16 protein-coding genes, 1 tRNA gene and 2 pseudogenes are annotated in these 23,024 nt (G+C 49.7%); 6 read left to right on the top strand and 13 right to left on the bottom strand.

Features of this window, described 5'->3' with window-relative positions:
• Position 1: 1 nt before the first annotated feature.
• Genes FHR87_RS14220 through fabI form a run of 3 tightly spaced genes read left to right on the top strand, consistent with a single transcriptional unit; the run spans position 2 to position 3,445 of the window.
• Complete coding sequence (locus tag FHR87_RS14220; RefSeq protein WP_183167372.1) at positions 2-1,027, top strand: ABC transporter permease; 1,026 nt, start codon at positions 2-4, stop codon at positions 1,025-1,027.
• A complete protein-coding gene (locus FHR87_RS14215) occupies positions 1,024-2,664 on the top strand; it encodes an ABC transporter ATP-binding protein (RefSeq protein WP_183167371.1) in 1,641 nt (546 codons plus the stop codon). The genes FHR87_RS14220 and FHR87_RS14215 overlap by 4 nt, the downstream gene beginning before the upstream one ends.
• A complete protein-coding gene (gene fabI / locus FHR87_RS14210) occupies positions 2,651-3,445 on the top strand; it encodes an enoyl-ACP reductase FabI (protein ID WP_183167370.1) in 795 nt (264 codons plus the stop codon). Before FHR87_RS14215 ends, fabI begins: the two co-directional genes overlap by 14 nt.
• A 73-nt stretch (positions 3,446-3,518) precedes the next feature.
• Here fabI and FHR87_RS14205 read toward each other — a convergent pair whose 3' ends face one another.
• The 11 genes from FHR87_RS14205 to FHR87_RS14155 all read right to left on the bottom strand — a co-directional run bounded on the left by FHR87_RS14205 (position 3,519) and on the right by FHR87_RS14155 (position 17,260).
• Positions 3,519-5,390, bottom strand: a complete 1,872-nt coding sequence (locus FHR87_RS14205; RefSeq protein ID WP_183167369.1) for a SurA N-terminal domain-containing protein — start codon at positions 5,388-5,390, stop codon at positions 3,519-3,521.
• Positions 5,391-5,546: 156 nt separating this feature from the next.
• Positions 5,547-5,819, bottom strand: a complete 273-nt coding sequence (gene hupB / locus FHR87_RS14200) for a nucleoid-associated protein HU-beta (protein WP_183167368.1) — start codon at positions 5,817-5,819, stop codon at positions 5,547-5,549.
• A gap of 131 nt (positions 5,820-5,950) precedes the next feature.
• Positions 5,951-8,344, bottom strand: a complete 2,394-nt coding sequence (lon, locus tag FHR87_RS14195) for an endopeptidase La (RefSeq protein ID WP_183167367.1) — start codon at positions 8,342-8,344, stop codon at positions 5,951-5,953.
• Between the two features lie 902 nt (positions 8,345-9,246).
• Positions 9,247-10,527, bottom strand: coding sequence for an ATP-dependent Clp protease ATP-binding subunit ClpX (gene clpX, locus FHR87_RS14190; protein WP_183167366.1), 1,281 nt, complete (start codon positions 10,525-10,527; stop codon positions 9,247-9,249).
• Between the two features lie 94 nt (positions 10,528-10,621).
• Positions 10,622-11,260: an ATP-dependent Clp endopeptidase proteolytic subunit ClpP gene (gene clpP / locus FHR87_RS14185; protein ID WP_183167365.1), complete on the bottom strand. Its 639-nt coding sequence runs from the start codon at positions 11,258-11,260 to the stop codon at positions 10,622-10,624.
• An 85-nt stretch (positions 11,261-11,345) separates the two neighbouring features.
• Positions 11,346-12,656: a trigger factor gene (tig, locus tag FHR87_RS14180; RefSeq protein ID WP_183167364.1), complete on the bottom strand. Its 1,311-nt coding sequence runs from the start codon at positions 12,654-12,656 to the stop codon at positions 11,346-11,348.
• A 203-nt stretch (positions 12,657-12,859) separates the two neighbouring features.
• A complete protein-coding gene (locus tag FHR87_RS14175) occupies positions 12,860-13,315 on the bottom strand; it encodes a DUF1289 domain-containing protein (protein ID WP_183167363.1) in 456 nt (151 codons plus the stop codon).
• A 363-nt stretch (positions 13,316-13,678) separates the two neighbouring features.
• Positions 13,679-13,752: transfer RNA gene (locus tag FHR87_RS14170), tRNA-Cys, on the bottom strand.
• 358 nt (positions 13,753-14,110) lie between these two features.
• Positions 14,111-14,350: a hypothetical protein gene (locus FHR87_RS14165; RefSeq protein WP_183167362.1), complete on the bottom strand. Its 240-nt coding sequence runs from the start codon at positions 14,348-14,350 to the stop codon at positions 14,111-14,113.
• A 275-nt stretch (positions 14,351-14,625) separates the two neighbouring features.
• On the bottom strand, positions 14,626-15,315 hold the full coding sequence (locus FHR87_RS14160) for a hypothetical protein (protein WP_183167361.1): 690 nt from the start codon (positions 15,313-15,315) through the stop codon (positions 14,626-14,628).
• 397 nt (positions 15,316-15,712) lie between these two features.
• Complete coding sequence (locus tag FHR87_RS14155) at positions 15,713-17,260, bottom strand: TerC family protein (protein WP_183167360.1); 1,548 nt, start codon at positions 17,258-17,260, stop codon at positions 15,713-15,715.
• Between the two features lie 91 nt (positions 17,261-17,351).
• On the opposite strand from FHR87_RS14155, the pseudogene FHR87_RS14150 reads away from it, so the two are divergent.
• Positions 17,352-18,258 (top strand): annotated as a pseudogene (locus tag FHR87_RS14150) (IS701 family transposase); the annotation flags it as partial.
• Between the two features lie 145 nt (positions 18,259-18,403).
• Positions 18,404-18,958, top strand: coding sequence for a hypothetical protein (locus FHR87_RS14145; RefSeq protein WP_183167359.1), 555 nt, complete (start codon positions 18,404-18,406; stop codon positions 18,956-18,958).
• A 247-nt stretch (positions 18,959-19,205) separates the two neighbouring features.
• On the opposite strand, the gene FHR87_RS14140 is transcribed toward FHR87_RS14145, so the two are convergent.
• Together FHR87_RS14140 and FHR87_RS14135 are read right to left on the bottom strand one after the other, a co-directional pair.
• On the bottom strand, positions 19,206-20,159 hold the full coding sequence (locus FHR87_RS14140; RefSeq protein WP_183167358.1) for a hypothetical protein: 954 nt from the start codon (positions 20,157-20,159) through the stop codon (positions 19,206-19,208).
• A 145-nt stretch (positions 20,160-20,304) separates the two neighbouring features.
• Positions 20,305-20,424 (bottom strand): annotated as a pseudogene (locus tag FHR87_RS14135) (DUF2934 domain-containing protein); the annotation flags it as partial.
• A gap of 943 nt (positions 20,425-21,367) precedes the next feature.
• On the opposite strand from FHR87_RS14135, the gene FHR87_RS14130 reads away from it, so the two are divergent.
• Positions 21,368-21,877, top strand: a complete 510-nt coding sequence (locus FHR87_RS14130) for a ferritin-like domain-containing protein (RefSeq protein ID WP_183167357.1) — start codon at positions 21,368-21,370, stop codon at positions 21,875-21,877.
• Positions 21,878-23,024: the final 1,147 nt, after the last annotated feature.

The following is a 23,024-nucleotide window of genomic DNA, read 5'->3' as shown; positions in this document are numbered from 1 at the left end:
GATGTCATTGTCTCCTATCAACCAGCGCCGACTGGCACTGTTCAAGGCCAACAAGCGAGGCTGGTGGTCGCTCTGGATCTTTCTGGTACTTTTTACCCTCAGCCTTGGCGCCGAACTGATCGCCAACGATAAGCCGATCGTCGTGCGCTACGATGGCGAATGGTATTTCCCGGTATTCAAGCGTTACGCGGAAACTGCCTTTGGTGGCGAATTTCCCCTGCAGGCAAACTACAAAAGCCCCTATATCCAGGATCTGATAGCGAAAAAAGACGGTTGGATGATCTGGCCACCACTTCCCTTCGACTATGCCAGCATCAATTACGAGTTGCAGATCCCTGCCCCGGCCCCCCCTTCGCTGGTCAACTGGCTGGGTACCGACGACCAGGGGCGCGATGTACTGGCCAGGGTTATCTACGGATTCCGGATTTCGATACTATTCGCCCTGACGCTGACCTTACTCAGCGGCATTATCGGCGTGATTGCCGGTGCACTTCAGGGCTATTACGGCGGCTGGGTCGATCTGGTCGGACAACGCTTGCTGGAAATCTGGTCCGGCTTGCCGGTACTTTACCTATTGATCATTCTGGCCAGTTTCGTCCAACCTAATTTTTGGTGGTTGCTCGGAATCATGCTGCTGTTTTCCTGGATGGCTCTAGTGGACGTGGTGCGTGCCGAATTCCTGCGCGGACGCAATCTGGAATATGTCCGTGCTGCCCGAGCCCTGGGCATGCGCAATAGCGCCATCATGTTCCGTCATATTCTGCCTAATGCCATGGTCTCCACCCTTACCTTCCTGCCGTTCATTCTCACCGGTGCCATCGGCACTTTAACGGCGCTCGATTTCCTCGGTTTCGGCCTGCCACCCGGTGAGCCTTCGCTGGGCGAGCTGGTCGCCCAGGGCAAGGCCAACCTGCAGGCACCCTGGCTGGGAATCACCGCTTTTGCCGTCCTGGCGCTGATGTTGACGCTATTGGTATTCATCGGCGAAGCCGCCCGCGATGCCTTCGATCCGAGGAAAGGAACATGACCGAAAATCTGATCGAAATACGTGATCTTTCTGTCGAGTTCGTCAACGGCGGCCAGGCTCAGCGAGTAGTTGAAGGTGTCAATTTCGAGATTCGTAAAGGCGAAACCCTGGCCATCGTCGGCGAAAGCGGCTCGGGCAAATCAGTCACAGCACACTCGATTCTGCGCCTTTTACCCTATCCGCTAGCTCGCCACCCTAGCGGACAAATCTTCCATAATGGCGAAGATTTGCTTAAAGCCAGCGAAAAACATCTACGCACATTGCGCGGTAACCGCATCGCCATGGTCTTCCAGGAGCCGATGACCTCGCTCAACCCATTACATACTGTCGGTCAACAGATCAACGAGGCTCTCCAGCAGCACAAGAAACTGCGTGGCAAGGCAGCCACTGCCCGCACGCTAGAGTTACTCGAATTAGTTGGGATCAAGGAGCCACGCCAGCGCATCCGTGCCTACCCCCATGAACTGTCAGGAGGCCAGCGCCAGCGAATCATGATTGCCATGGCCCTGGCCAACGAACCACAGTTGCTGATTGCCGACGAACCGACCACAGCACTGGACGTCACGGTGCAACTGAAGATTCTCGATCTACTCAAGGATCTGCAGCAGCGTCTGGGTATGGCTTTACTGTTGATCAGCCACGATCTGAACCTGGTTCGACGTGTCGCGCACCGGGTTTGCGTGATGCAGCATGGCCGAATCGTCGAACAAAACAGCTGCGACCAGTTGTTTTCATCTCCGCAGCATCCCTATACACGCGAACTGCTAGCGGCCGAACCCAGTGGGGGCCCGGTAGAGGTCGGACCAGCCAGCCCTCTGCTCGAAGTGAATGACCTACGCGTGTGGTTCCCCATTAAAAAAGGGTTGTTCAAACGTACGGTCGATCATGTCAAGGCAGTCGACGGTGTCGGTTTCAGCTTGCCGAAAGGCCAGACACTGGGCATTGTCGGTGAGAGTGGTTCGGGCAAATCGACGCTCGGGTTGGCGATCTTGCGGCTGATTTCCAGTCAAGGCCAGATCCGTTTTCATGGGGAGGCGCTGGATCAACTCTCACAGAGGCAAGTCAGGCCACTTCGACGCGAAATGCAGGTCGTATTCCAGGATCCTTACGGTAGCCTCAGCCCACGCATGTCGGTAGCTCAAATTATCGGTGAAGGTTTGCGTATTCATGGCATGGGTAACGCAGTGGAGCAGGAACAGGCAATTATTGATGCGCTGCAAGAAGTAGGGCTCGATCCGGAGACTCGGCACCGTTACCCTCACGAATTTTCAGGTGGACAGCGCCAACGCATCGCCATAGCCCGAGCACTTGTTCTCAAGCCGGCCATGATCCTGCTCGACGAACCTACCTCGGCGCTCGACCGTACGGTGCAACGTCAGGTAGTGGAATTGCTACGAACCTTGCAGGCCAAGTACAACCTGACCTATCTGTTTATCAGCCATGACCTGGCAGTGGTAAAGGCGCTCAGCCACCAACTGATGGTGGTAAAGCACGGACAAGTGGTGGAACAAGGCGCGGCAGATGCCATCTTTGCCGCACCACAGCACCCCTATACGCGTCAGTTGCTCGAATCGGCCTTCATGGCCCCGGTAACTGCCGAACAACCAGAAGAGGGACAAGTACATGGGTTTTCTTAGTGGCAAGCGGGCATTGATCGTCGGTGTAGCCAGCAAACTATCGATCGCTTCCGGCATCGCCGCAGCCATGCATCGCGAAGGTGCGGAACTGGCTTTCACTTACCAGAACGACAAACTCAAAGGACGTGTCGAGGAATTTGCCACTGCCTGGGGTTCCAGTCCCGAGTTTTGTTTCCCCTGTGATGTCGCCAGCGATGAAGAAATCGCTAATGTTTTCGAAGAGTTAGGCAAGAAATGGGATGGCTTGGATATCATCGTACATTCGGTAGGCTTTGCTCCGGGCGATCAACTGAATGGCGATTTCACCAACGTCACCACGCGTGACGGCTTCCGCATTGCCCACGATATCAGTGCCTACAGCTTCGTCGCCCTGGCCAAGGCAGGACGGGAACTGATGAAAGGCCGTAACGGCAGTCTCCTGACTCTTTCCTACCTGGGCGCCGAGCGGACTATGCCCAACTACAACGTGATGGGCATGGCCAAGGCCAGTCTCGAAGCAGGCGTCCGTTACCTGGCTTCCAGCCTCGGCCCGGAAGGTACACGTGTGAATGCCGTTTCCGCCGGCCCGATCCGGACCCTAGCGGCCTCGGGGATCGCCAGTTTTCGTAAGATGCTGGCTGCCAATGAGCGCCAAACGCCTCTACGTCGCAATGTAACCATCGAAGAAGTAGGTAATGCAGGAGCATTCCTCTGCTCCAACCTGGCTTCAGGTATCAGTGGAGAAATCCTTTATGTCGATGGTGGCTTCAACACCACGGCAATGGGCACACTTGAAGATTGAGCCGTATATTCCACAAAGAAACCCGCATTTCTGCGGGTTTTTTTATGACTGAAACAAGTGCACCGAATCTATCCTAGAAACGCTCGATCTCGGCAGTTGAGCGAATCTTGTTCATGAAAGCAGAGAAGTCCTGCTGGCCAGCACGAGAAGCCAGGAACCTACGATACTCCTGCTTCTGCTCTGCATTCAAAGGCTCTTCCGGCGCACTGACACCATCCAAGCGCAACACGACAAAATTACCGTTGTTGAGAGTAACACTAGAATAGCTCGAGAGATTCTTGTCCTTCGGTTTTGGCATGCGGAACACAGCCTGCAGAACGGCAGGATCAACGCCGTCCTGATTACGGGCAGCTGCTTCAACCTGCTGCCAATTGGCAGAATCACCTTCAGTAGCAGCGCTATCCTTGCCTTGCAGTTTGGCGAGCAGACCTTGCCCATCCTGGCGAGCCTTCTCGGTGGCCTTCTCGTGCTTAAGTTGCTTGGCAATACCGTCTTTTACCTGATTCAAAGGAAGCGCTTCAGGTTTTCGATGCTCTTTGACGCGCAAGACCAGCACCGTCTCCGGATCCAACTCGATAAGATCGCTATTGGCACCATCAACCAGAACCTGATCACTGAAGGCAGCCTGGATTACCTGCTTATTTGCAGCAATCCCCTCTCCGCCCTCACGACCAAAGGGAGCAGTGGTTTCAACTTTCAATCCCGATTCTTGAGCCGGTTGTGCCAGATCAGCTGACTCATAAGCAGAAGACTCCAACTGCTTGCTCGCTTCCACAAAACGCTGCTCGACCTGCTCGGCCTTTAGCTGACGCACGAGCTCCGGTCTCAAGCTTTCCAGCGTAGGTATCTCAGGTGCCTGCACACCCAGCAGTTTGATTAGATGCCAGCCAAAAGCAGAACGCACAGGTACGGAAATCTCGCCCTCTTTCAGGGCGTACAAAGCTTTCTCGAAAGTTGGATCGTAAACCCCTGGTCCAGCAAAACCCAAATCACCGCCATCTTTCGCCGAGCCAGGATCCTGCGACTCTTGCTTAGCCAGCGTTGCAAAATCTTCGCCTTTCTCCAGGCGGGCATGAATATCCTCGATCTTTGCTCGAGCCTGCTCATCGCTGATCTTGTCATTCACTTCAATCAAGATATGGGCTGCCCGGCGCTGTTCGCCGAGATCGGCAATCTGCTTTTCATAAAAAGCTTTTATCTGAGATTCATTAACGCTGACCTGATCGAAAAAGACGTCTTTCTTCAATTCTACATATTCGGCGACTACTTGTTCAGGTGAACGGAATCGTCCTGCATTTGCCTCGTAGTAATGCTGGATATCTTCATCGGTAACCGCCATTGCTTCGACATTGGCAGTAATAGTGTACATACCAAAATCACGTGTCTGCCGCTCCAGACGGGCAAATGCATCGACCTGTTGATCAGTGACAAATCCTGTACCAATGATGCCTGCTCGTAACTGGCCAATAAGCATTTCCTGCTCAAGTAGCTGACGAAACTGCAGGCGACTGTAGCCCATGTTCCGAATGACCTGGTCGAAGCGAATAGGGTCGAATTTACCATCGGCTTGAAATTCAGGAGTTTGCAGAATCACTTGGTCGAGCGCGGATGCGGAATAGGAAAACCCCGAACGCTTGGCACTTTGCAGAAGCAGGGTCCGATCAATAACTCCATTGAGTGCGGATGCACGCAGGAATTCATCCCTCAACAAAGAACTATCGAAGTTGCCGCCCAATTGCTGTGCAAGCTGTGCTCGCTGCATGTTTATAGCTTGACCTAATTGAGCCTGCGAGATGGTTTCGCCGTTGACCTCAGCGGCTTTCTGCTGATTGCCAGATTGGTTGAATATGGCTTCGATACCTGTCAAAGCCATCAACATGATAATGAGCCCTATGATCGTTTTGGCTATCCAGCCTTGGGAATTGTCCCTGATGTTTTGCAGCATGGATCCTCCAGAAATCCGCCAGAAGCAGACTCCATAGCAGGGGCAGAATAGAAAAAGGCGCACCATTGGATGCGCCTTTTCTGAATATTATTTTTCAGCGTCAGCGTCTGGATTTTCCCCGGCCAAGACGCAGTAAGACTGACGAGAGTTGTAGTATCAGTTCACCGCATCTTTCAGCGCCTTACCAGCTTTGAAGCCTGGTATTTTGGCAGCTTCAATATTGATCGGGTTACCTGTTTGTGGATTGCGGCCAGTGCGAGCAGCCCGTTCCTTGACAGCAAAAGTACCGAAACCAACCAGAACCACGGAATCACCCGACTTCAGCGCTTCAGTAACGGATTCGATCATTGCATCCAACGCACGGCCTGCAATAGCTTTTGGGATGTCGGCAGATGCGGCGATGGCATCGATCAGTTCCGATTTATTCACTCTAGAATCCCCTTATTCCTGTTGAGTCATATTAGTTTTAGGATGTAAGCAAAGCGATAATGGATTGGCAAGACGACACACTAGCCAAACTTGAAAAAGGGCTCAATAAAGTGTCAGCGAAGCCTGTCCCGCTAATGAGTGCTGATTCGCTCCTTGGAATCGGCTTCCCGATTGTCATCCTTAACTATCTCGGGAGCCGCATCAGACAAGGGCTCCGGGGCATATTGCAGCGCAATTTGCAGGACCTCGTCAATCCACTTGACAGGCTTAATCTCCAAATCTTGCTTGATGTTTTCCGGAATTTCCTTGAGGTCACGAGCATTTTCCTCAGGAATGATCACTGTTTTAATGCCCCCTCGGTGCGCTGCCAGCAATTTTTCCTTCAATCCCCCAATAGCCAAAACCTGGCCACGCAACGTAATTTCGCCCGTCATGGCAACATCGGCTCTTACTGGAATTTGGGTAAGGGCTGAAACCAGTGCCGTACACATGCCTATACCTGCGCTAGGCCCATCCTTAGGAGTAGCTCCTTCAGGCACGTGAATATGAATGTCCTGCTTCTCGTGAAAATCAAGCGCGATACCCAGGCTCTTGGCACGACTGCGAACTACAGTCAGTGCTGCTGTAATGGATTCGCCCATAACATCACCAAGGGAACCCGTCTTGGTCAGACGTCCTTTACCCGGAACCATTGCCGACTCGATGGTCAGAAGCTCTCCCCCGACCTGGGTCCAGGCAAGTCCTGTCACTTGACCGACCTGATCTTGCTGCTCGGCGAGACCATAGCGAAACTTATGGACACCTAAATAGTGTTCGAGTGAATCAGCTGTAACCACTACCTCGAAATTTTTCTGCGCGGCATTTTCCTTGACGATTTTTCGGCAAACCTTGGCTATCTGCCGTTCTAGACTACGTACACCAGCCTCACGCGTGTAATGGCGAATCATATCGCGGAAAGCAGCATTCTCGAATTGCACTTCATCTTTTTTCAAGCCATTTGCTTGAATTTGCTTGGATGCAAGATAGCGATTAGCAATATTGATCTTTTCATCCTCGGTATATCCCGGCAACCGAATGATTTCCATTCGGTCAAGTAACGGAGCAGGAATGTTCATCGAGTTTGCGGTGCACAAAAACATGACATCCGACAAATCATAATCTACTTCAAGATAATGATCATTGAAGTTATGGTTTTGTTCAGGATCAAGCACTTCAAGCAAGGCAGACGCAGGGTCGCCTCGCATGTCATTGCTCATTTTATCGATTTCATCAAGCAAGAACAAAGGGTTACGTACTCCAACCTTGGCCATTCTCTGGATCAGGCGGCCCGGCATCGAACCAATATAGGTACGGCGGTGACCACGAATTTCCGCTTCGTCACGCACTCCTCCTAAAGCCATGCGGGTAAATTTACGATTCGTCGCTCTGGCAATAGATTCGGCCAATGAAGTCTTACCCACTCCGGGCGGGCCAACAAGGCAAAGAACCGGTCCTTTAAGCTTCTTGACGCGCTTCTGCACAGCAAGATACTCGAGAATTCGCTCTTTGACCTCTTCAAGACCATAGTGCTCGGCATCTAGGATATCTTCAGCCTTGGCTAAATCCAGGCGGACCTTGCTACTTTCTTTCCAAGGTACATTCACCAACCAGTCGATATAAGAACGGACCACTGTAGCTTCAGCAGACATAGGCGACATTTGCTTGAGCTTGTTCAACTCTGCCTGTGCTTTAGCATGAGCATCCTTACTCATTCCAGCATTATCGATTCGCTTCTTCAGCTCATCGATTTCGTTATGTCCTTCATCAATATCCCCCAGCTCCTTCTGAATTGCCTTCATCTGCTCATTCAGATAGTACTCACGCTGGCTGCGCTCCATTTGCTTCTTGACTCGACCTCGAATGCGCTTCTCCACCTGCAGCAAATCGATTTCGGCATCCAGCAAAGCCAATACATGCTCGACACGAGCACTTAGATCGGTAACCTCAAGGATTTGCTGCTTCTGCTCAATTTTCAGAGCCATATGAGCAGCCATGGTATCGACTAGACGAGCCGGCTCGCTAATACTTGCCAAAGAAGTCAGCACCTCTGCAGGAACCTTCTTGCCTAACTGAACGTATTGCTCGAACTGACTCAGCAGACTACGAACAAAGACTTCAGCCTCACGCTCGGCAACTTTTGCTTCATCGAGAAGCGTCACCTCAACGCGACAGTGCCCATCAGCCTCAAAGAAACGCTCAATCAAACCTCGCTGCTCACCTTCAACCAATACTTTGACTGTGCCGTCCGGCAACTTCAGAAGCTGTAAGACAGTAGCCAGGGTTCCGACTCGATATAGCTCATTCTCACCGGGGTCGTCATCGGCAGGATTTTTTTGGGCCAACAACAGAATCTGCTTTTCTCCCACCATCGCTGATTCGAGCGCTTCGATGGACTTTTCTCGACCGACAAAAAGAGGAATAACCATATGCGGATAAACCACGACATCACGCAGCGGCAAAAGAGGCAGAACGATGCTTGTCTTCATAAAATTCATCTCTATCGGCTTTGGCCATAACAGAAAATCGCTATCTCTTTCAAAGATGGAGCCTCAGCTCCTAAAAAACAAGCTCCATGGAAATGAAAAGAGGCCCTTCAGGCTATGGCGTATCATCAATTACGTCCTTATGTGGTAATTGAAAAACAGAGAAGGCCGGTCTAAACAATCGAGATGACCAAAAAATACGCACGCAGAGATGATCAATGGGAGCACATCAAGGACCTGCTGCTCGGTTGTGCAGGGAGGGGGTAATGGGCTGTTTGTGGAGAGCGCTACCAATACCGTGCGTGCTATCACCACGCGCTACGACAAGAGTGCAAGCAACGTCCTGGATGCCATCCACCAACTCCCTTGCAAGCCCTGCAGCGGCATCGGGGGGCCATTCCGCGCAACCCGAAGAGTCGGGCCCATTTTTGTGCGATGCGGCGTTTCTCGCCTTACGTTTGGAACTACCAAACATTGCGACTCGCGCCTTGCCTCGCGCAAAAATGGACTTCGGTGCGACCGTGTCAGTAGCGTCAACAGGCCTTAATATCAGTCAGTTAAATTAACTAATATTTTTTGGTCGAATGATATTTTGAAGGCTTAGGCTTGATGGCGTGGAGATAACCATATTTGGCACATCATATTTACCTGGGGAAACCGGTGGCGCCTGGTCGCTGACACACCAGGTCGTGATGACCACGAGCAAGTGCTGCCTCTTGCTCTTTCGAGCGTCTGCTCGACTAGTGCCGGATCAGGGCTCAAGTGAATCGGCCATACAGGCCATAAAAATCCGATGCCAAAACAGACATCGGATTCTGATTTCATGTTGCCGAAGGTTAAGCGGAAAGCCTTAGCTGAATGGCATGTACATGTATTAGCAGCGCTTCTTTAGACCTTTTTGCTAATCAGGCTTCAGGTGCTACCTTGGCAGGTGGCTCGTTGCTTTCGTAAATCAGCAATGGCTGGGAAGTACCTTCGATTACACTTTCATCAATCACAATCTTGCTGACATCTTTCTGAGAAGGAATATCGTACATCGTATCCAACAAAACTCCTTCCAGAATAGAGCGCAAGCCACGAGCACCAGTTTTACGCTCCAATGCCTTCAAGGCGATTGCTTTTAAAGCATCTGGACGAAACTCAAGGCAAACCTCTTCCATTTCAAAAAGCTTAGCGTATTGCTTGGTCAAAGCATTTTTGGGTTCGGTAAGAATCTGGATCAACGCCAGTTCATCCAGCTCATCCAAGGTCGCAACGACTGGCAGACGGCCAACAAACTCTGGAATCAAGCCGAATTTGACCAAATCGTCAGGCTCAACTGCCCGTAACGATTCCCCCACTTTCTTGCCTAATTCCTTGCTACGAACTTCAGCATTGAACCCAATGCCTCCTCTCGTAGAACGATTTTGAATAACCTTTTCCAAACCGGCAAAAGCGCCACCACAAATGAACAGGATATTACGCGTGTCGACTTGCAAAAACTCTTGCTGAGGATGCTTGCGCCCTCCCTGTGGAGGAACGGAGGCAACAGTACCTTCAATCAATTTGAGAAGTGCTTGCTGCACTCCTTCACCCGATACATCTCGTGTAATCGAGGGATTGTCAGATTTACGAGAAATCTTGTCGATTTCATCAATGTAGACGATCCCCATTTGGGCTTTTTCTACATCGTAATCGCACTTCTGAAGCAGCTTCTGAATGATATTTTCTACATCTTCACCAACATACCCAGCCTCGGTAAGAGTAGTGGCGTCGGCAATAGTGAAAGGTACATTGAGAAGACGGGCCAGGGTTTCAGCCAGCAAAGTCTTGCCAGAACCAGTCGGGCCAATGAGCAAAATATTACTTTTGCCCAGCTCGACGTCTTCTTTTTTGTCGCGCTGGTTCAAACGCTTATAGTGGTTATAGACAGCCACTGCGAGGATTTTCTTGGCACGTTCCTGACCAATGACATATTGGTCAAGAATACCACTGATTTCCTTGGGCACAGGCAGCTTATGCGCGTTACTTTCGGCTTGAGCTTCTTGCACTTCCTCACGGATAATGTCATTGCACAAGTCGACGCATTCATCACAGATGAAAACCGAGGGGCCGGCAATCAATTTGCGTACTTCATGCTGGCTTTTGCCGCAAAAAGAGCAGTAGAGCAGTTTGCCAGTTTCCTCGCCGTTACGGGTATCAGTCATTCGATCGATCCAATCGGAAGGCTTGGAAAACAAGATGAAGGTATTTGTGGGCTTTTTCAAGCCCACCGAATAGCCGGATATCGCTCAGACAAAATCAACTTACCAGTTGGCGATGAGCCAGAACCTGATCAATCAAACCATATCTGGTTGCGTCTTCACCGTTCATGAAATTATCCCGATCAGTATCGCGAGCAATCACCTCAAGAGGCTGCCCGGTATGATCGGCGAGTACTTTATTCAGTTTTTCACGAATCGTCAGAATTTCTCTGGCATGGATTTCAATATCGGAAGCTTGTCCCTGGAAACCACCAAGCGGCTGATGGATCATCATCCGAGAGTGTGGCAAACAATAACGCTTCCCTGCTGCACCACCAGCCAGCAACAATGCTCCCATGCTACATGCCTGCCCGATACAGATCGTCGAGACATCTGGCTTGATGAATTGCATGGTGTCATAAATTGCCATACCAGCGGTTACCGAGCCGCCAGGCGAATTTATATAAAGATGGATATCCTTCTCGGGATTCTCAGCCTCGAGAAAAAGCAACTGAGCCACGATCAGATTGGCCATATAGTCTTCAACTTGGCCAACCATGAAAATGACCCGTTCTTTCAAAAGACGGGAATAGATGTCGAAAGCGCGTTCACCGCGAGCCGATTGCTCGACCACCATCGGAACCAAGCCGCCAGCAGCCTGAATCTCTGGTACCTGCATAAATGGGTTGAGAGACATCTCTAACGTTACTCCCTTGTCATGCCTTAAAACATAAGCCAGCTCACGGCTGGCTTATGTCTGCGCTTGGACGATGTGAAGAAGCTTAGCCTACTGGCGGTGTCTCCAAAGGCTTAACAGCTTCTTCGTAGGTAACGGTTTTATCTGTCACCTTAGCCTGCTGCAAGACAGTATCCACAACTTGCTCTTCAAGCACAACAGAGCGAACTTCGTTAAGCTGATCGCTATTCTGATAGTACCAAGCAACGACCTGCTCAGGCTCCTGATAAGCTGCTGCCATTTCCGTGATCATTTCGCGAATACGTCCATCATCCGCCTTCAAGTTCTTTTGCTTGATGACCTCAGCAACGATCAAACCTAACAAAACTCGACGCTTGGCTTGCTCCTCAAAGAGCTCGGCCGGCAACTGATCGGGCTCGATATTGCCGCCGAATTGCTGCACAGCCTGTACACGCAAGCGATTTACCTCGCTGGCAATCAGTGCTTTTGGAACCTCGATCGGATTGTGGGCAACCAAGCCATCCATGATTTGAGATTTAACCCTGGCCTTGAGCGCCTGCTGCAACTCACGATCCATATTCTTGCGGACCTCGGCCTTGAAACCTTCTAATCCGCCCTCTTTCACTCCGAACAAAGCAAAAAACTCATCGTTAAGCTCCGGAGGTTTTGGAGCGCCTACAGTGTGAATGGTCACAGTGAACTCGGCGGTCTTTCCTGCCAGCTCAGTATTTTGATAATCGTCAGGGAACGTTGGCACGATGACTTTTTCTTCTCCCGCTTTCGTGCCAATCAACGCGTCTTCAAAACCTGGAATCATCCGCCCCGAACCAAGCACCAATTGAACACCTTTAGCGGAACCACCGGCAAATTCACTGCCATCGATCTTTCCGACAAAATCAATATTCAGCTGGTCATTTTTTTCAGCAGCACGGCTGACTGTCTCGTAGGTAGTACTCTGCTGACGTAATACATCCAGCATCTTGTCCACATCAGCATCGGATACCTCAGCCTGGAGACGCTCTACTTCAATCGAATCGAAGCCACTTACCTCAAACACAGGAAAAACCTCGAATACAGCAACATATTCGAAATCCTTACCTTTCTCGAAGCTTTTCGGCTCGACCGAAGGGGAACCAGCAGGATTTAGCTTTTCCGAAGCAACTGCTTCATAAAAGGAAGATTGGATGATATCGCTGAGAGCTTCCTGACGGGCAGAATCTTCATAGCGTTGACGAATTACACGCATCGGTACCTTGCCGGGGCGAAAACCCGGAATCTTGGCGCGACTAGCAGTCTGCTGGAGCCGCTTGGTCACTTCAGTCTCGATGCGCTCGGCCGGTACGCCAATAGTCATGCGACGCTCAAGAGCAGAGGTGCTTTCAACAGAAACTTGCATGTATTTTCCTCTATTGCACGGGCAAAGCCGGGCATACCGGCCTCAGAATGGGCATACATTCTAGAGATTCGAATTACAGAAGTCACCCCACCCGTCTTACTACAAAGCCACAGACCATACTGATCTATAATTTAGAAACAACTTAACGAATTCGTACTTTTTTTCAATCATTAAAATACTGACAAGCACAATGGCAATGCTAATTACTGCAAAAAATCTGGAGTAATATAACGTTTATAATATGCGTATGATAAAAAAAGCAATTCACGATCCACTACATTGCAAAGCGCAGATAGCGGCAAACCTTGAAATTCCGGTAAAAGAGCTATCCCGCAAGCTGTCAACTGCTGGGTAGAGTGTGAGCCTTTGACCAGCAATTGATAGGCCCAACAATAAGCTGAAAGATCCGCCGGATACCGAATCGATTGCAGCTCTAATTGCCAACGTAAACGAGATTCATCATAGACTTCCAGCTTGCTGGCAATCACCTGAACAAGCAAATCCTCCAAACGCGACCAAATGGCCTGCTTTTCTTTTTCGGAGTAATGGTTCCAGCTTATGATTTCATAATGAAATCGTTTGCATCCTCGACAAACGAGATCACCGTAAACTGTTGAACAAAGTCCATTACAAGGCGTCTTGATTGATCGATGTAGCATGTTTCGTCCAAGCCTAGACAACAATCTCGAATTTTAAATCGGGCACCACTACTCCACTATTAACTCAGCAATAGCAAAGCTTAATGCATTTGCGGTAATGAAAAGATGCGCTAGCTGATCATAGGCTTTAAACAAGGGAAGAAATACGCTGAACGCTTACTCAGTGAAATCCTAGCTTGAATCAGGCACCAGCACCACACCCGCCCAGCACATATTTTGGATCAAAGCAACCTCTATCTCTATTAAGCAGGAACTAGCGAGAAGAAATCGCAACACCAAACAGCCAAGAGTTATTAATACTTAAGCTTACCTTTTTATAGAGCATAAAAAACCCGTACATCTATGATGTGCGGGTTTTTCATATGGAGGCCGAGGTCGGAATCGAACCGGCGTACACGGATTTGCAATCCGCTGCATGACCACTCTGCCACCCGGCCAGTGACTATCAAACTTTAGAACAAAAAACAGCATACCAAACTATAATCATCAACCTATCTTATTGAAAATAATAGGTTTTTTCTGACGAACGTTTGCAATGCGCAGAATTATGAACCACTTTCACGATACTGGCAATACTAAAATCCAATCTTTAATTTTAGGCTGTCCTAGGGGTTTTGGTCTTGGTATGAAGCACTGGCTCCAGAATGGGCTCGAGATGTCGCCTTACCACCATCTGCGCGATGCGATCCGATACGGTCGGAATTCCCAGCGGCCTTGTCATTCCATCCACTTTCGGGATCTCTACCCGCCGCACAGGAGGCGGAATGTAACTGCACGAGGACAGCCGGCTCCAGATCAGCCCCACCTGCGTTCACTGGCCGTATCGATCAGCGGCACCGAATGCACTAGGTAATTCCGGCGCTGGGCTTGTCGCTGCGAACCGATCGTTCCCAGGTTTGCCGCCGTCGCGTGCGTATAGTTCACGCTGGTAGCGTTCTCCACCGTCAACAGCAACTCTGACGCCAGGGCCTGGCGCGCCACGCCAACAAATCCCCCTTCCCGCATCGCCTCGGGCAGAACCTGCGTATTGCCCATCAGACGGTAACTCTTCAGCAGAGCGGCACGATCGCTTTCGCAACACTTCGCCAGCGAAGCGCCCACCTACCGCGATAAACGGGCACCGATATCCAGCAGTCGTTGGGTACGACGCACACTCCCAGGTCACCCTCACCGAACAGTTGCTCTGCCCAGCGGGCTTCATTATCGATCATGTCTATCCCATGACTCATTGAAATCATGGGGTTGCAGGATAAGCAAACGAAAAGATGTGATAAAGAGACAAGGCTTTGCCGGTGGATTACCTTATTTATTTAGAACTCGCGCACGATGCGCATGCCAATCTCTGGGTATGCCGACTCACCACGCTTCTTGTCGAGCCCGAAACCGAATTGGACATTCACCGTCCGGGCCAATCGATGATGTATCTGGGGCATCAGCAGAACATGGCCATCAGAACCGCTCAGATAATTGAACTCAAGCCCGAGAACCGTATTGTCAGTCGCATTGAAGAAGGTCGAATGATTGAAAATCAGATCATTGCGTCTGCTGGATCGAGACGCACTGATATCGGCAACCCCGATCATGCTCATGGTGCTCCATCGGTTGCTGAAACGGTTGCCTAGCATATAGACCATGCTACTGAGATAGGTGTGACGATCACGATCATAAATACCCAAATACTGGACGCCATGGACTGATCTCCCATGATTGAATGTGCCGAACGTAGCCTGTAACCCAAGCTTGAATTCAGTCAGCCGCTTATCTTCAAAGGGAAACTCAAACTCGATAGCCCAACCATCAGCAAAGGCATATTCCATCTCTGGCGCCCAATCGACCGTCTTCTTATCGGGTCCAGATAATGGAGTGGTGGCGAGCACATTTGACTCCAACTCGCCCTGTCGCGCGCCAAGTGAACGCACCATGTCGAAGACCATCGGCTCAGGAATGTGTGGATAGGCGCCAGATTCTCCGGATGCCGCTTGCGCGGCAAATCCAGCCATGCACAACAGCAACCCCACAACCAGCCACAAACATACAAACCAAAGCAAACTAACCAAGACTGCAATCTCCGATGAGCAGCGAAAAAGTGGTGGCTGGGCGATATCCCAAACCGCCATAAATCCCAGAAAAAGCTCTGAAAATGGCTATTTCCGAAACGCTGCACATCCATACCAGTCAAACCTGAAACCTAACTTAATCAGGATCTTGACAAAGCATCTATCCACACTGCCAACTGCTAATGGCTTGCCGCGGTCCAGATCCAGCGACGGCAGATGATTCGTTGCTGAACAATGATCCCCCACCAGTGCCCATCCGGCCGACACTCCTATTAATCCCCGTTTATGACCATCTATTAATCGAGTATGAGTACCGGGCAACATATCGGTTTTTATATACTCACTCTTTACGCAACAGCACCCTCGTCACTCGTCGCTCTTTAACCTCCACAACGGTCATGCTCCACTCCTGCCAAATGAGCTTGTCTCCAATGATTGGCAGACGATCCAGCAAGCTCATGACCAACCCCGCAAGCGTCTGATAGTCATCAGTAGCTTTAGCTTGGAAGCCTATGTGTTCCCGAATCTGACTGAGATTCACCGCACCGCTGATGAGGAAACCCCCACCCTCGGCAACGATGCTTGGGCCTTCAATTTCACTGGCATCCGGCAACTCACCCGCGATGGATTCGAGAATGTCGGTCATGGTGAGAATCCCAATGAAGTCACCGAATTCGTTCACCACGAAAGCGATGTGAGTCGATTCTTTACGCATCTGTTCAAGCGCATTGAGAATCGTGAAGTTGTCCAGCAAGTTAATTGCCTTGCGGGCCATGGTTTCCAGATTTGGCTGGTTACCTGCCAAAAGCTCCTTCAACAGCTCCTTCTTGTGAACGAACCCCAAAGGCTCATCAACTCGTCCCTCCCGAATCAACGGCAACCTGGAGTACGACGAGTGCATTAGCATTGCGCGGATTTCTTCCGGAGAGTCGGCCAAGTCAATGTGGTCGATTTCTGCACGAGGGGTCATAACCCCACGTATCGGACGTTCCGCCAACTGAAGCACGCCACTGATCATGACGCGTTCCCGTCGATGGAAAATCTGATCGGCATCATCGCCTGACAGCATGTCAGCTATTTCCTCGCCGACTTCATCTGCCCCCAACTTGTGACCACCCAGTAAACGCATAACTGCATGCGCGGTACGCTTGCGTATAGGGTGATGACCTTGCAGGCTCTTCTTTCGACGTGAGCGAGCCACCTGGTTGAACAGTTCGATCAAGATCGAGAAGCCAATCGCTGCGTAGAGATAGCCTTTCGGAATGTGGAAACCCAGGCCCTCGGCTGTGAGGCTGAAGCCGATCATCATCAAGAAGCCTAGGCAGAGCATAATGACGGTTGGGTGCCCGTTGACGAAGTCAGTCAGCGGCTTACTCGCGATGATCATCAAGCCAATGGAAAAAACCACAGCGATCATCATGACCGATAGGTGTTCAACCATGCCCACAGCAGTTATCACCGCGTCCAGCGAGAAGACCGCATCCAACACCACAATCTGTGCAACGATAGGCCAAAACATTGCATAGGCTGCGTTACTTGAACGTTCTGTCATATGCCCTTCGAGTCGCTCATGCAATTCCATGGTTGCCTTGAACAACAGGAACACACCACCGAACAGCATGATCAAGTCTCGGCCCGAGAACGTCTTGTCGAAGACCTCAAACAAGGGTTCGGTAAGGGTCACCATCCAAGAGATGCTGGCCAGTAAGCCAAGACGCATTAACAACGCAAGAGATAGGCCGATGAGACGCGCACGATCTCGCTGCTCTGGCGGCAGTTTGTCAGCCAAGATGGCAATGAACACAAGGTTATCGATGCCGAGCACCAGCTCCAGCACGATCAGAGTCAGCAGGCCAAGCCATGCCGTGGGGTCAGCAATCCATTCCATAGGGATTATTCAATCTCTCGTAGATTAGTACTACAGTTGTATTTTTATGAGTTATTAACTCTGATGATCTCTCTTGCATGGGAGATCTTACTTGGCACATGCCTCCATCGAACCCACCTTGGAACTATGGGCCTGTGCGCTACGGGACGTCAAAGAACGCATCAGGCCTCTATTCACGCAAGAACGGGTAGCCGCATCGGCCGCCCTGTTTCTCGACGGCCTCCTGGGCGCCGAGCCGCGTAAGACCGGCTGGATGCGTGCCGAGGCGGCCGGTGATTCCAGCCCTTGGCGCCAACAGTCCATTCTGGGGCGTGGCCACTGGAATGCCGAGGCATTACGCGATCTAGTCCGGGATTATGTGCTCGAACACCTGGCCGACGAGCAGGCCGTTCTGGTCATCGACGAAACCGGCTTTATCAAACAGGACCGGGCCTCGTGTGGCGTCGCACGTCAATACACCGGTTCAGCTGGCAAGATCGCCAATTGCCAGATCGGCGTGTTTGCGGCCTATGTCCTGCCATGGTCATGCCTTCATGATCACGCCCTGTATTTACCCAAGCAGTGGCTAGCCGCTCCCCAACGGCTGGCTGCCGCGCATATCCCCAAGGACATCGGGTTTTTCACCAAACCCCAGATCGCCCAAGACATGATCGAGCGGGCCATCAATGCCGACACGCCCTTTACTGGCCGACCTACAGGCTCGTGACTATAACCCCATGGCTACAGGCGTCTGGACTCGCGGGCTATTGATTCGTCGTCGGTTGGTCGATGGTGAGCTGGCCTATTTCACGACCTGGGCTCCCCAGGGAACGTCATTGGAAACGCTGGCCTGGGTCGAAGGGCATCGCTGGTCGATCGAACAGGCCTTTGAAACGGCCAAGGGTGAGTTGGGCCTGAATCACAACGAGATCCGTTCCTGGCATGGCTGGCATCGACATATCTCGCTGGTCATGCTGGCGTTTACCTTGTTGGCTCGGGTGCGCCATCAGGCCAACAACACCTTGGCTCCCTCAAAAACGATCGGGCGGTTGATGACGTTGACCTATCCGAACTGAGCCGCTGGTCCCTGCAGGAGATCCGGCAAGTGGCGGCCCGGTTAGCACAACGGCAAATCACCCCGGATTTGATGATAACCTGGTCACGTTGGCGCAGAAGGCATCAGGCCAGAGCAAGGTATGCTCGTATGAAGGCGAAAATACAACTGTAGTACTAAGAGATTCGGAGCAGACCGAGTTAGGCATCAAACACCGTACTGATCACAACGGTATCGAAATAAAAGGATTGGGGACCTCGCTGAATACGGAGCTGAAATATTCTCCTTTCTCAGGAATAATCAAACTTTGGAGTAAATGGTCATCCAGGCAACTGAAGCTGGATATCCAGACGACAACGACTATCGAAAAAACTCGCTGGCTGCGTAGGTTCGACACAAGCCAAGCGTTTCCTTTAGAACTTTCTTTAGATACTTATGAGCAACCACTCCTGGGCCATCGAACACCTTCGTGCGACTGTAATGTGGAGCTCTTGCAAGTAATCTTGCCTGACAAAGATAAATGGTGGACGCTGGGCTTCAAGGCATTTAGTACACTCTATAACCTAGAACACAGTCTGCAGGTTACAGCAAAATATCTGGCAGACCGTCAGCCACCGCTATTTGAAAGGCAACCTTCCAGCACCTATCTAGCCTGGCTTAAATAGCACGCTTGGAAATCATGAGCATAGTGCAAGGTAAAAAGGCTGACTGCCTGGACTGGCAGGCAGTTAGCCACTTTATGCAAAGTGAATACAGCTTTATTATAATAATGATGCCAAGTTTCTATTGTAGAAATAGCGCCATACTTATCTATCGGATAAGTTCAGTGTGTGAACAACGCGATCAATATGATAAGTGGAATTGGAACGCCGAGAAACCACAATAGTAATGAGCGCATCGTCATTCTCCTAATTATGATTTTAAGGAAGGCGGGGAGACATGTATCGCTTCCGAGGTATGCCCCAGATCATCTACGTAAGTCACAGCATCGCGTTGACGTCCACCCAATGTTGCAGCGAAGCTAGCGAAGAAGGCCCCGCATAGCAACGCAACAAACATCCAGAGCGAGGTCCAAGCGGCAATGGTTGTCGCGGTGTCAGCAGCTTTTTTCGCGGCCATTTTGGCGTCTTCCACCGCTTGACGGGTTTGTGCATAGACCTGATCAAGCCGTTGTTCGGCTTCTGCCTGGCTGAGATTAGTGCGTTGGGCAATTAGTTGTACTAGATAAGCTCGATCTTGGCTGGCCATTTGCCCGTCGTTACTCAGGCTTTTGGCAAAAATACGCACTACCACGGCATGAATGGCGTCATCACTGCTGGACGATGGACTGTCATTGCGAAATAGGCTATCGATGAAGTATCCATAATCCTGGCTGCTAGTGTCTCGCGCCATGTTGCCTGCTGCCTGAAGCGTCGCCGTAGCAGCGCCAGATGCAACGCTAGCGCCGGCTTGTACACCGCTACTGACAATATGGCTCGCTGAGCCGATTAGTAGTGTGGCAGTCACCAATGTGGCTACTGCCCATGCAAGGAAACCATGAGCTGTGTCGCGAAAATACACCTCAGTACCGTGCATGTTTGCCCATTTCACGCGTAGCCTTCCTGCAAGGTAGCCGCCTAATCCAGAAGCAATAATCTGGGTAAAAGTGAGCCAAATAATCGTTGATATCCCCAACCCTTCAGCGCTCATACCCTCGTTTGTCCAGGGAGACGTTACCGAAAATCCGAAACCCACTCCCAATAACATCAAAATCAGCGCCAGCGCAGCTGCCCCTGCTGCGCCAGCTAATATAGCACCCCATGACACCCCCGAAGCTGAAGTGGACTCCGGTAATACTTCGGGGTAATTGACGGAAGGATTTATCATTTTCAGGTGCTCCTTGTTCGAATTTTGATTCTGGAGGATCTATAAGTTCTTGGTTTTCTCGAAGAGAAGGTGGAGTATTAGTAGCTACAACCCTATCTTTTTCAAAATTATTCTTATTGGTCATATCTAGTGAATAATTATCCTCTTCCGCTTCAGCAAGTTTGCAGGCTCTTTCCCAATGATAGACATCTTGCCCGTCTGGACATCCTTCCATTTGCCAAATTTGATAGGCGTATTCCCTAATGCGCTGATCATTTTTATCCATATTTAAAACTCTCCAGAAAAATATTTAATATAAAATAACCAACCTGGAAATATCAAAAAACAAGATGGTAAATATTTAAATATCTCATTTTAATAATGAGAATCACCTGAAGCACAAGAGGTTCATTTTCTCGTGAGGAAATCAGATGAATGGAGCGCAGAGCGCTGAGAGCAATACGGTTACTGAATGGGAATTTCTTCTTAATTATAGCTTGTCATGAGTTCTATAATGATTATAAAGGAACACTGGAGACTGAAACGTTTGGGGTTGGATACTCAGTTCGTAAGCCTGTGCACCCAGTTCTTACTGAGTATAGATTAACAGCTTAATTTTCTAGCGAATCAGGTTATTGATACTCTCGTTGCTGTCCATTCTTCTCATATATAGGCGAGCTTCCGTAAATTATTATACTATTTTGTTAAGATAAACTACTCATCCGTGTGGGTCATCATTGTTAGGTATTCCACTACACGTAGTATTTTCTGAGGCAAGACAGCACGTTAGGTGAAATCACTTATTAGTGATGGAATGTTTGATACTTATATAACTTGAATGTCATTTGCAGGTTTATTTTTCGGATATTTTATAGGTATAGAACACATTGTGTGGTTTACCACAATAATAATTGACGAGAGGTCAAAAGAGAAATGGTAGTTTTCTTATCTTGGTCTGGTTACGCAGTGCCGTCTCTCGATCAGGCTAGGGCATGTGGGAGATGTAGTCGCGCTTCATGGTCTTCACAAAGCTCTCTGCAATGTCGTCCGAACCCATCGATGACTACAAGGTAGCTATGGCGGGATTTGTGCAGCGTTCAGTTTATTTAACTAAGGGTATTTTCCCATCCTTTTTAGTAGCCGAGCCTTATTTTCCATCTATCCGCTTTACTTGAACTATTTAAAAAAGAATTTCCTCTATTTATTGTACCCCACACGAGGATAAAAAAATGTCTGATAAAAAAGATAATTTGCTGGATTGGCTGCGAGATGCACATGCCATGGAGCAACAGGCAGAAAAAATGCTGCAAGGTCAGGCATCTCGCCTTGAACATTATCCCGATCTGAAGCTACGCATTGAACAACATATTCAAGAAACTCAAGGCCAAATACAACTACTGGAAAATTGCCTCACCAGGCTTGGTAGCAAGCCATCTATATTCAAAGATATGGCAGGTAAGCTCACCGCATTCGGCCAAGCAATGAGCGGTATAACCGTAAGTGATGAAGTAGTTAAAGGTGCAATGAGCGGCTATGTGTTTGAAAATATGGAAATAGCTGCATATACCGTTCTGATTGCTGCTGCAAAAACGGTAGGTGATCAAGAAACGCAACGGGCTTGCGAACAAATCCTACCGCAAGAAGAAGCCATGGCCGATTGGATTAAAGCTCATCTACCGGAGCTGACAGAGGCCTTTCTCAACCGTTCTGCTTCACCTGATCTCGAAGCTAAACGATGAGTATACCGTTAGAATATTAACCGATGCGGAGGGAAATAACCTATTGCAATCTATTTATGATAAGAAATTGCCAAAGCGGTGCGATGCTTCTTGATAATCTAAGTGATTGTGCCGCTGTAATTTAAAACCATGTACTCAATGGTGAGTTCATATTAGGTTGATTATCAGGTTTGCTGATAAACATTTATCTGGAGACAGATAATGATGACTCAGACAGCTTTTGTAATCCATATAAAAATAGCTTGGTGGGTAAAGCCTTATATATGCATGATTACATTGATGCATCGATTAACGGGACGCGAAGTGGATGTAAAACGCTTCACGGAACAATGTAGACGAGGAGTAGTGATTGATGCAGAAGCTTGAATCGTGTCCCCTGCTATAGGCAAAAAAGCTCTGTTGCAAGACAAGGGAATAAAAACTCAAGCAGCTGCTGAACTCCCAACCATTGTGACTATGCACAAAAAGGCGCAGGCATTCGACCCAACGGATCAAAACGGACAATCAATGCCTGCTCCAACACGCTGCCGACCGTTGAGTTGAGGTTTTGCAGCTACGCGAGAAATACCGACGCGAGGCTTCGGCGTATTTTCCCCAGGCGGAGCTCGACTGACAGGCACTCATGCGCCGCTTCAAGCAATAACGGCTCTTATCGACGACCACCGCTAACTCTATGGGGTAGAGTCTGGCCGGCCGTACCGATTTGATTGTGTATGCTGGAGGAAAAGATGAACCACCACTGCAACTCGTCACCTAGCCTGCAATTTACACAAATATCCAAGGTCTTTATTAGTATCAGGATTGAAAAGGACATTTACTTATGATCGTCACAATTTTGCAAGCAGACCGTTACTGGGTGGTAAAAATGAATGGATTTTTCGCCCGAAAATTTGATTGTCAGGAAGATGCTGAGTCTTTTGCTAGCCAATTATCAAATAACCAGCATTCTCACAATGTATAAAGCGACAGCTCGGCAAACTCATCACGTAGCCGCGTGATCACCGTACCCAGAGAAAATGCTGCTCGGGCCACACGCTCAGTCTCGACAGGAATCGGATCTATGAGAGTTAGAGGCAGGCGCTCATCTTTACCTCCTATCGATCATCAGCATCGCTTCTGTCAGAGTGCTCTGCACAATAACTCTTGG

Origin of the sequence: Azomonas macrocytogenes (genome assembly GCF_014191985.1) — a bacterium.
GTDB lineage: Bacteria > Pseudomonadota > Gammaproteobacteria > Pseudomonadales > Pseudomonadaceae > Azomonas > Azomonas macrocytogenes.
The sequence above is the reverse complement of the archived record's forward strand: the minus strand, read 5'-3'. Positions and strand labels throughout refer to the sequence as shown.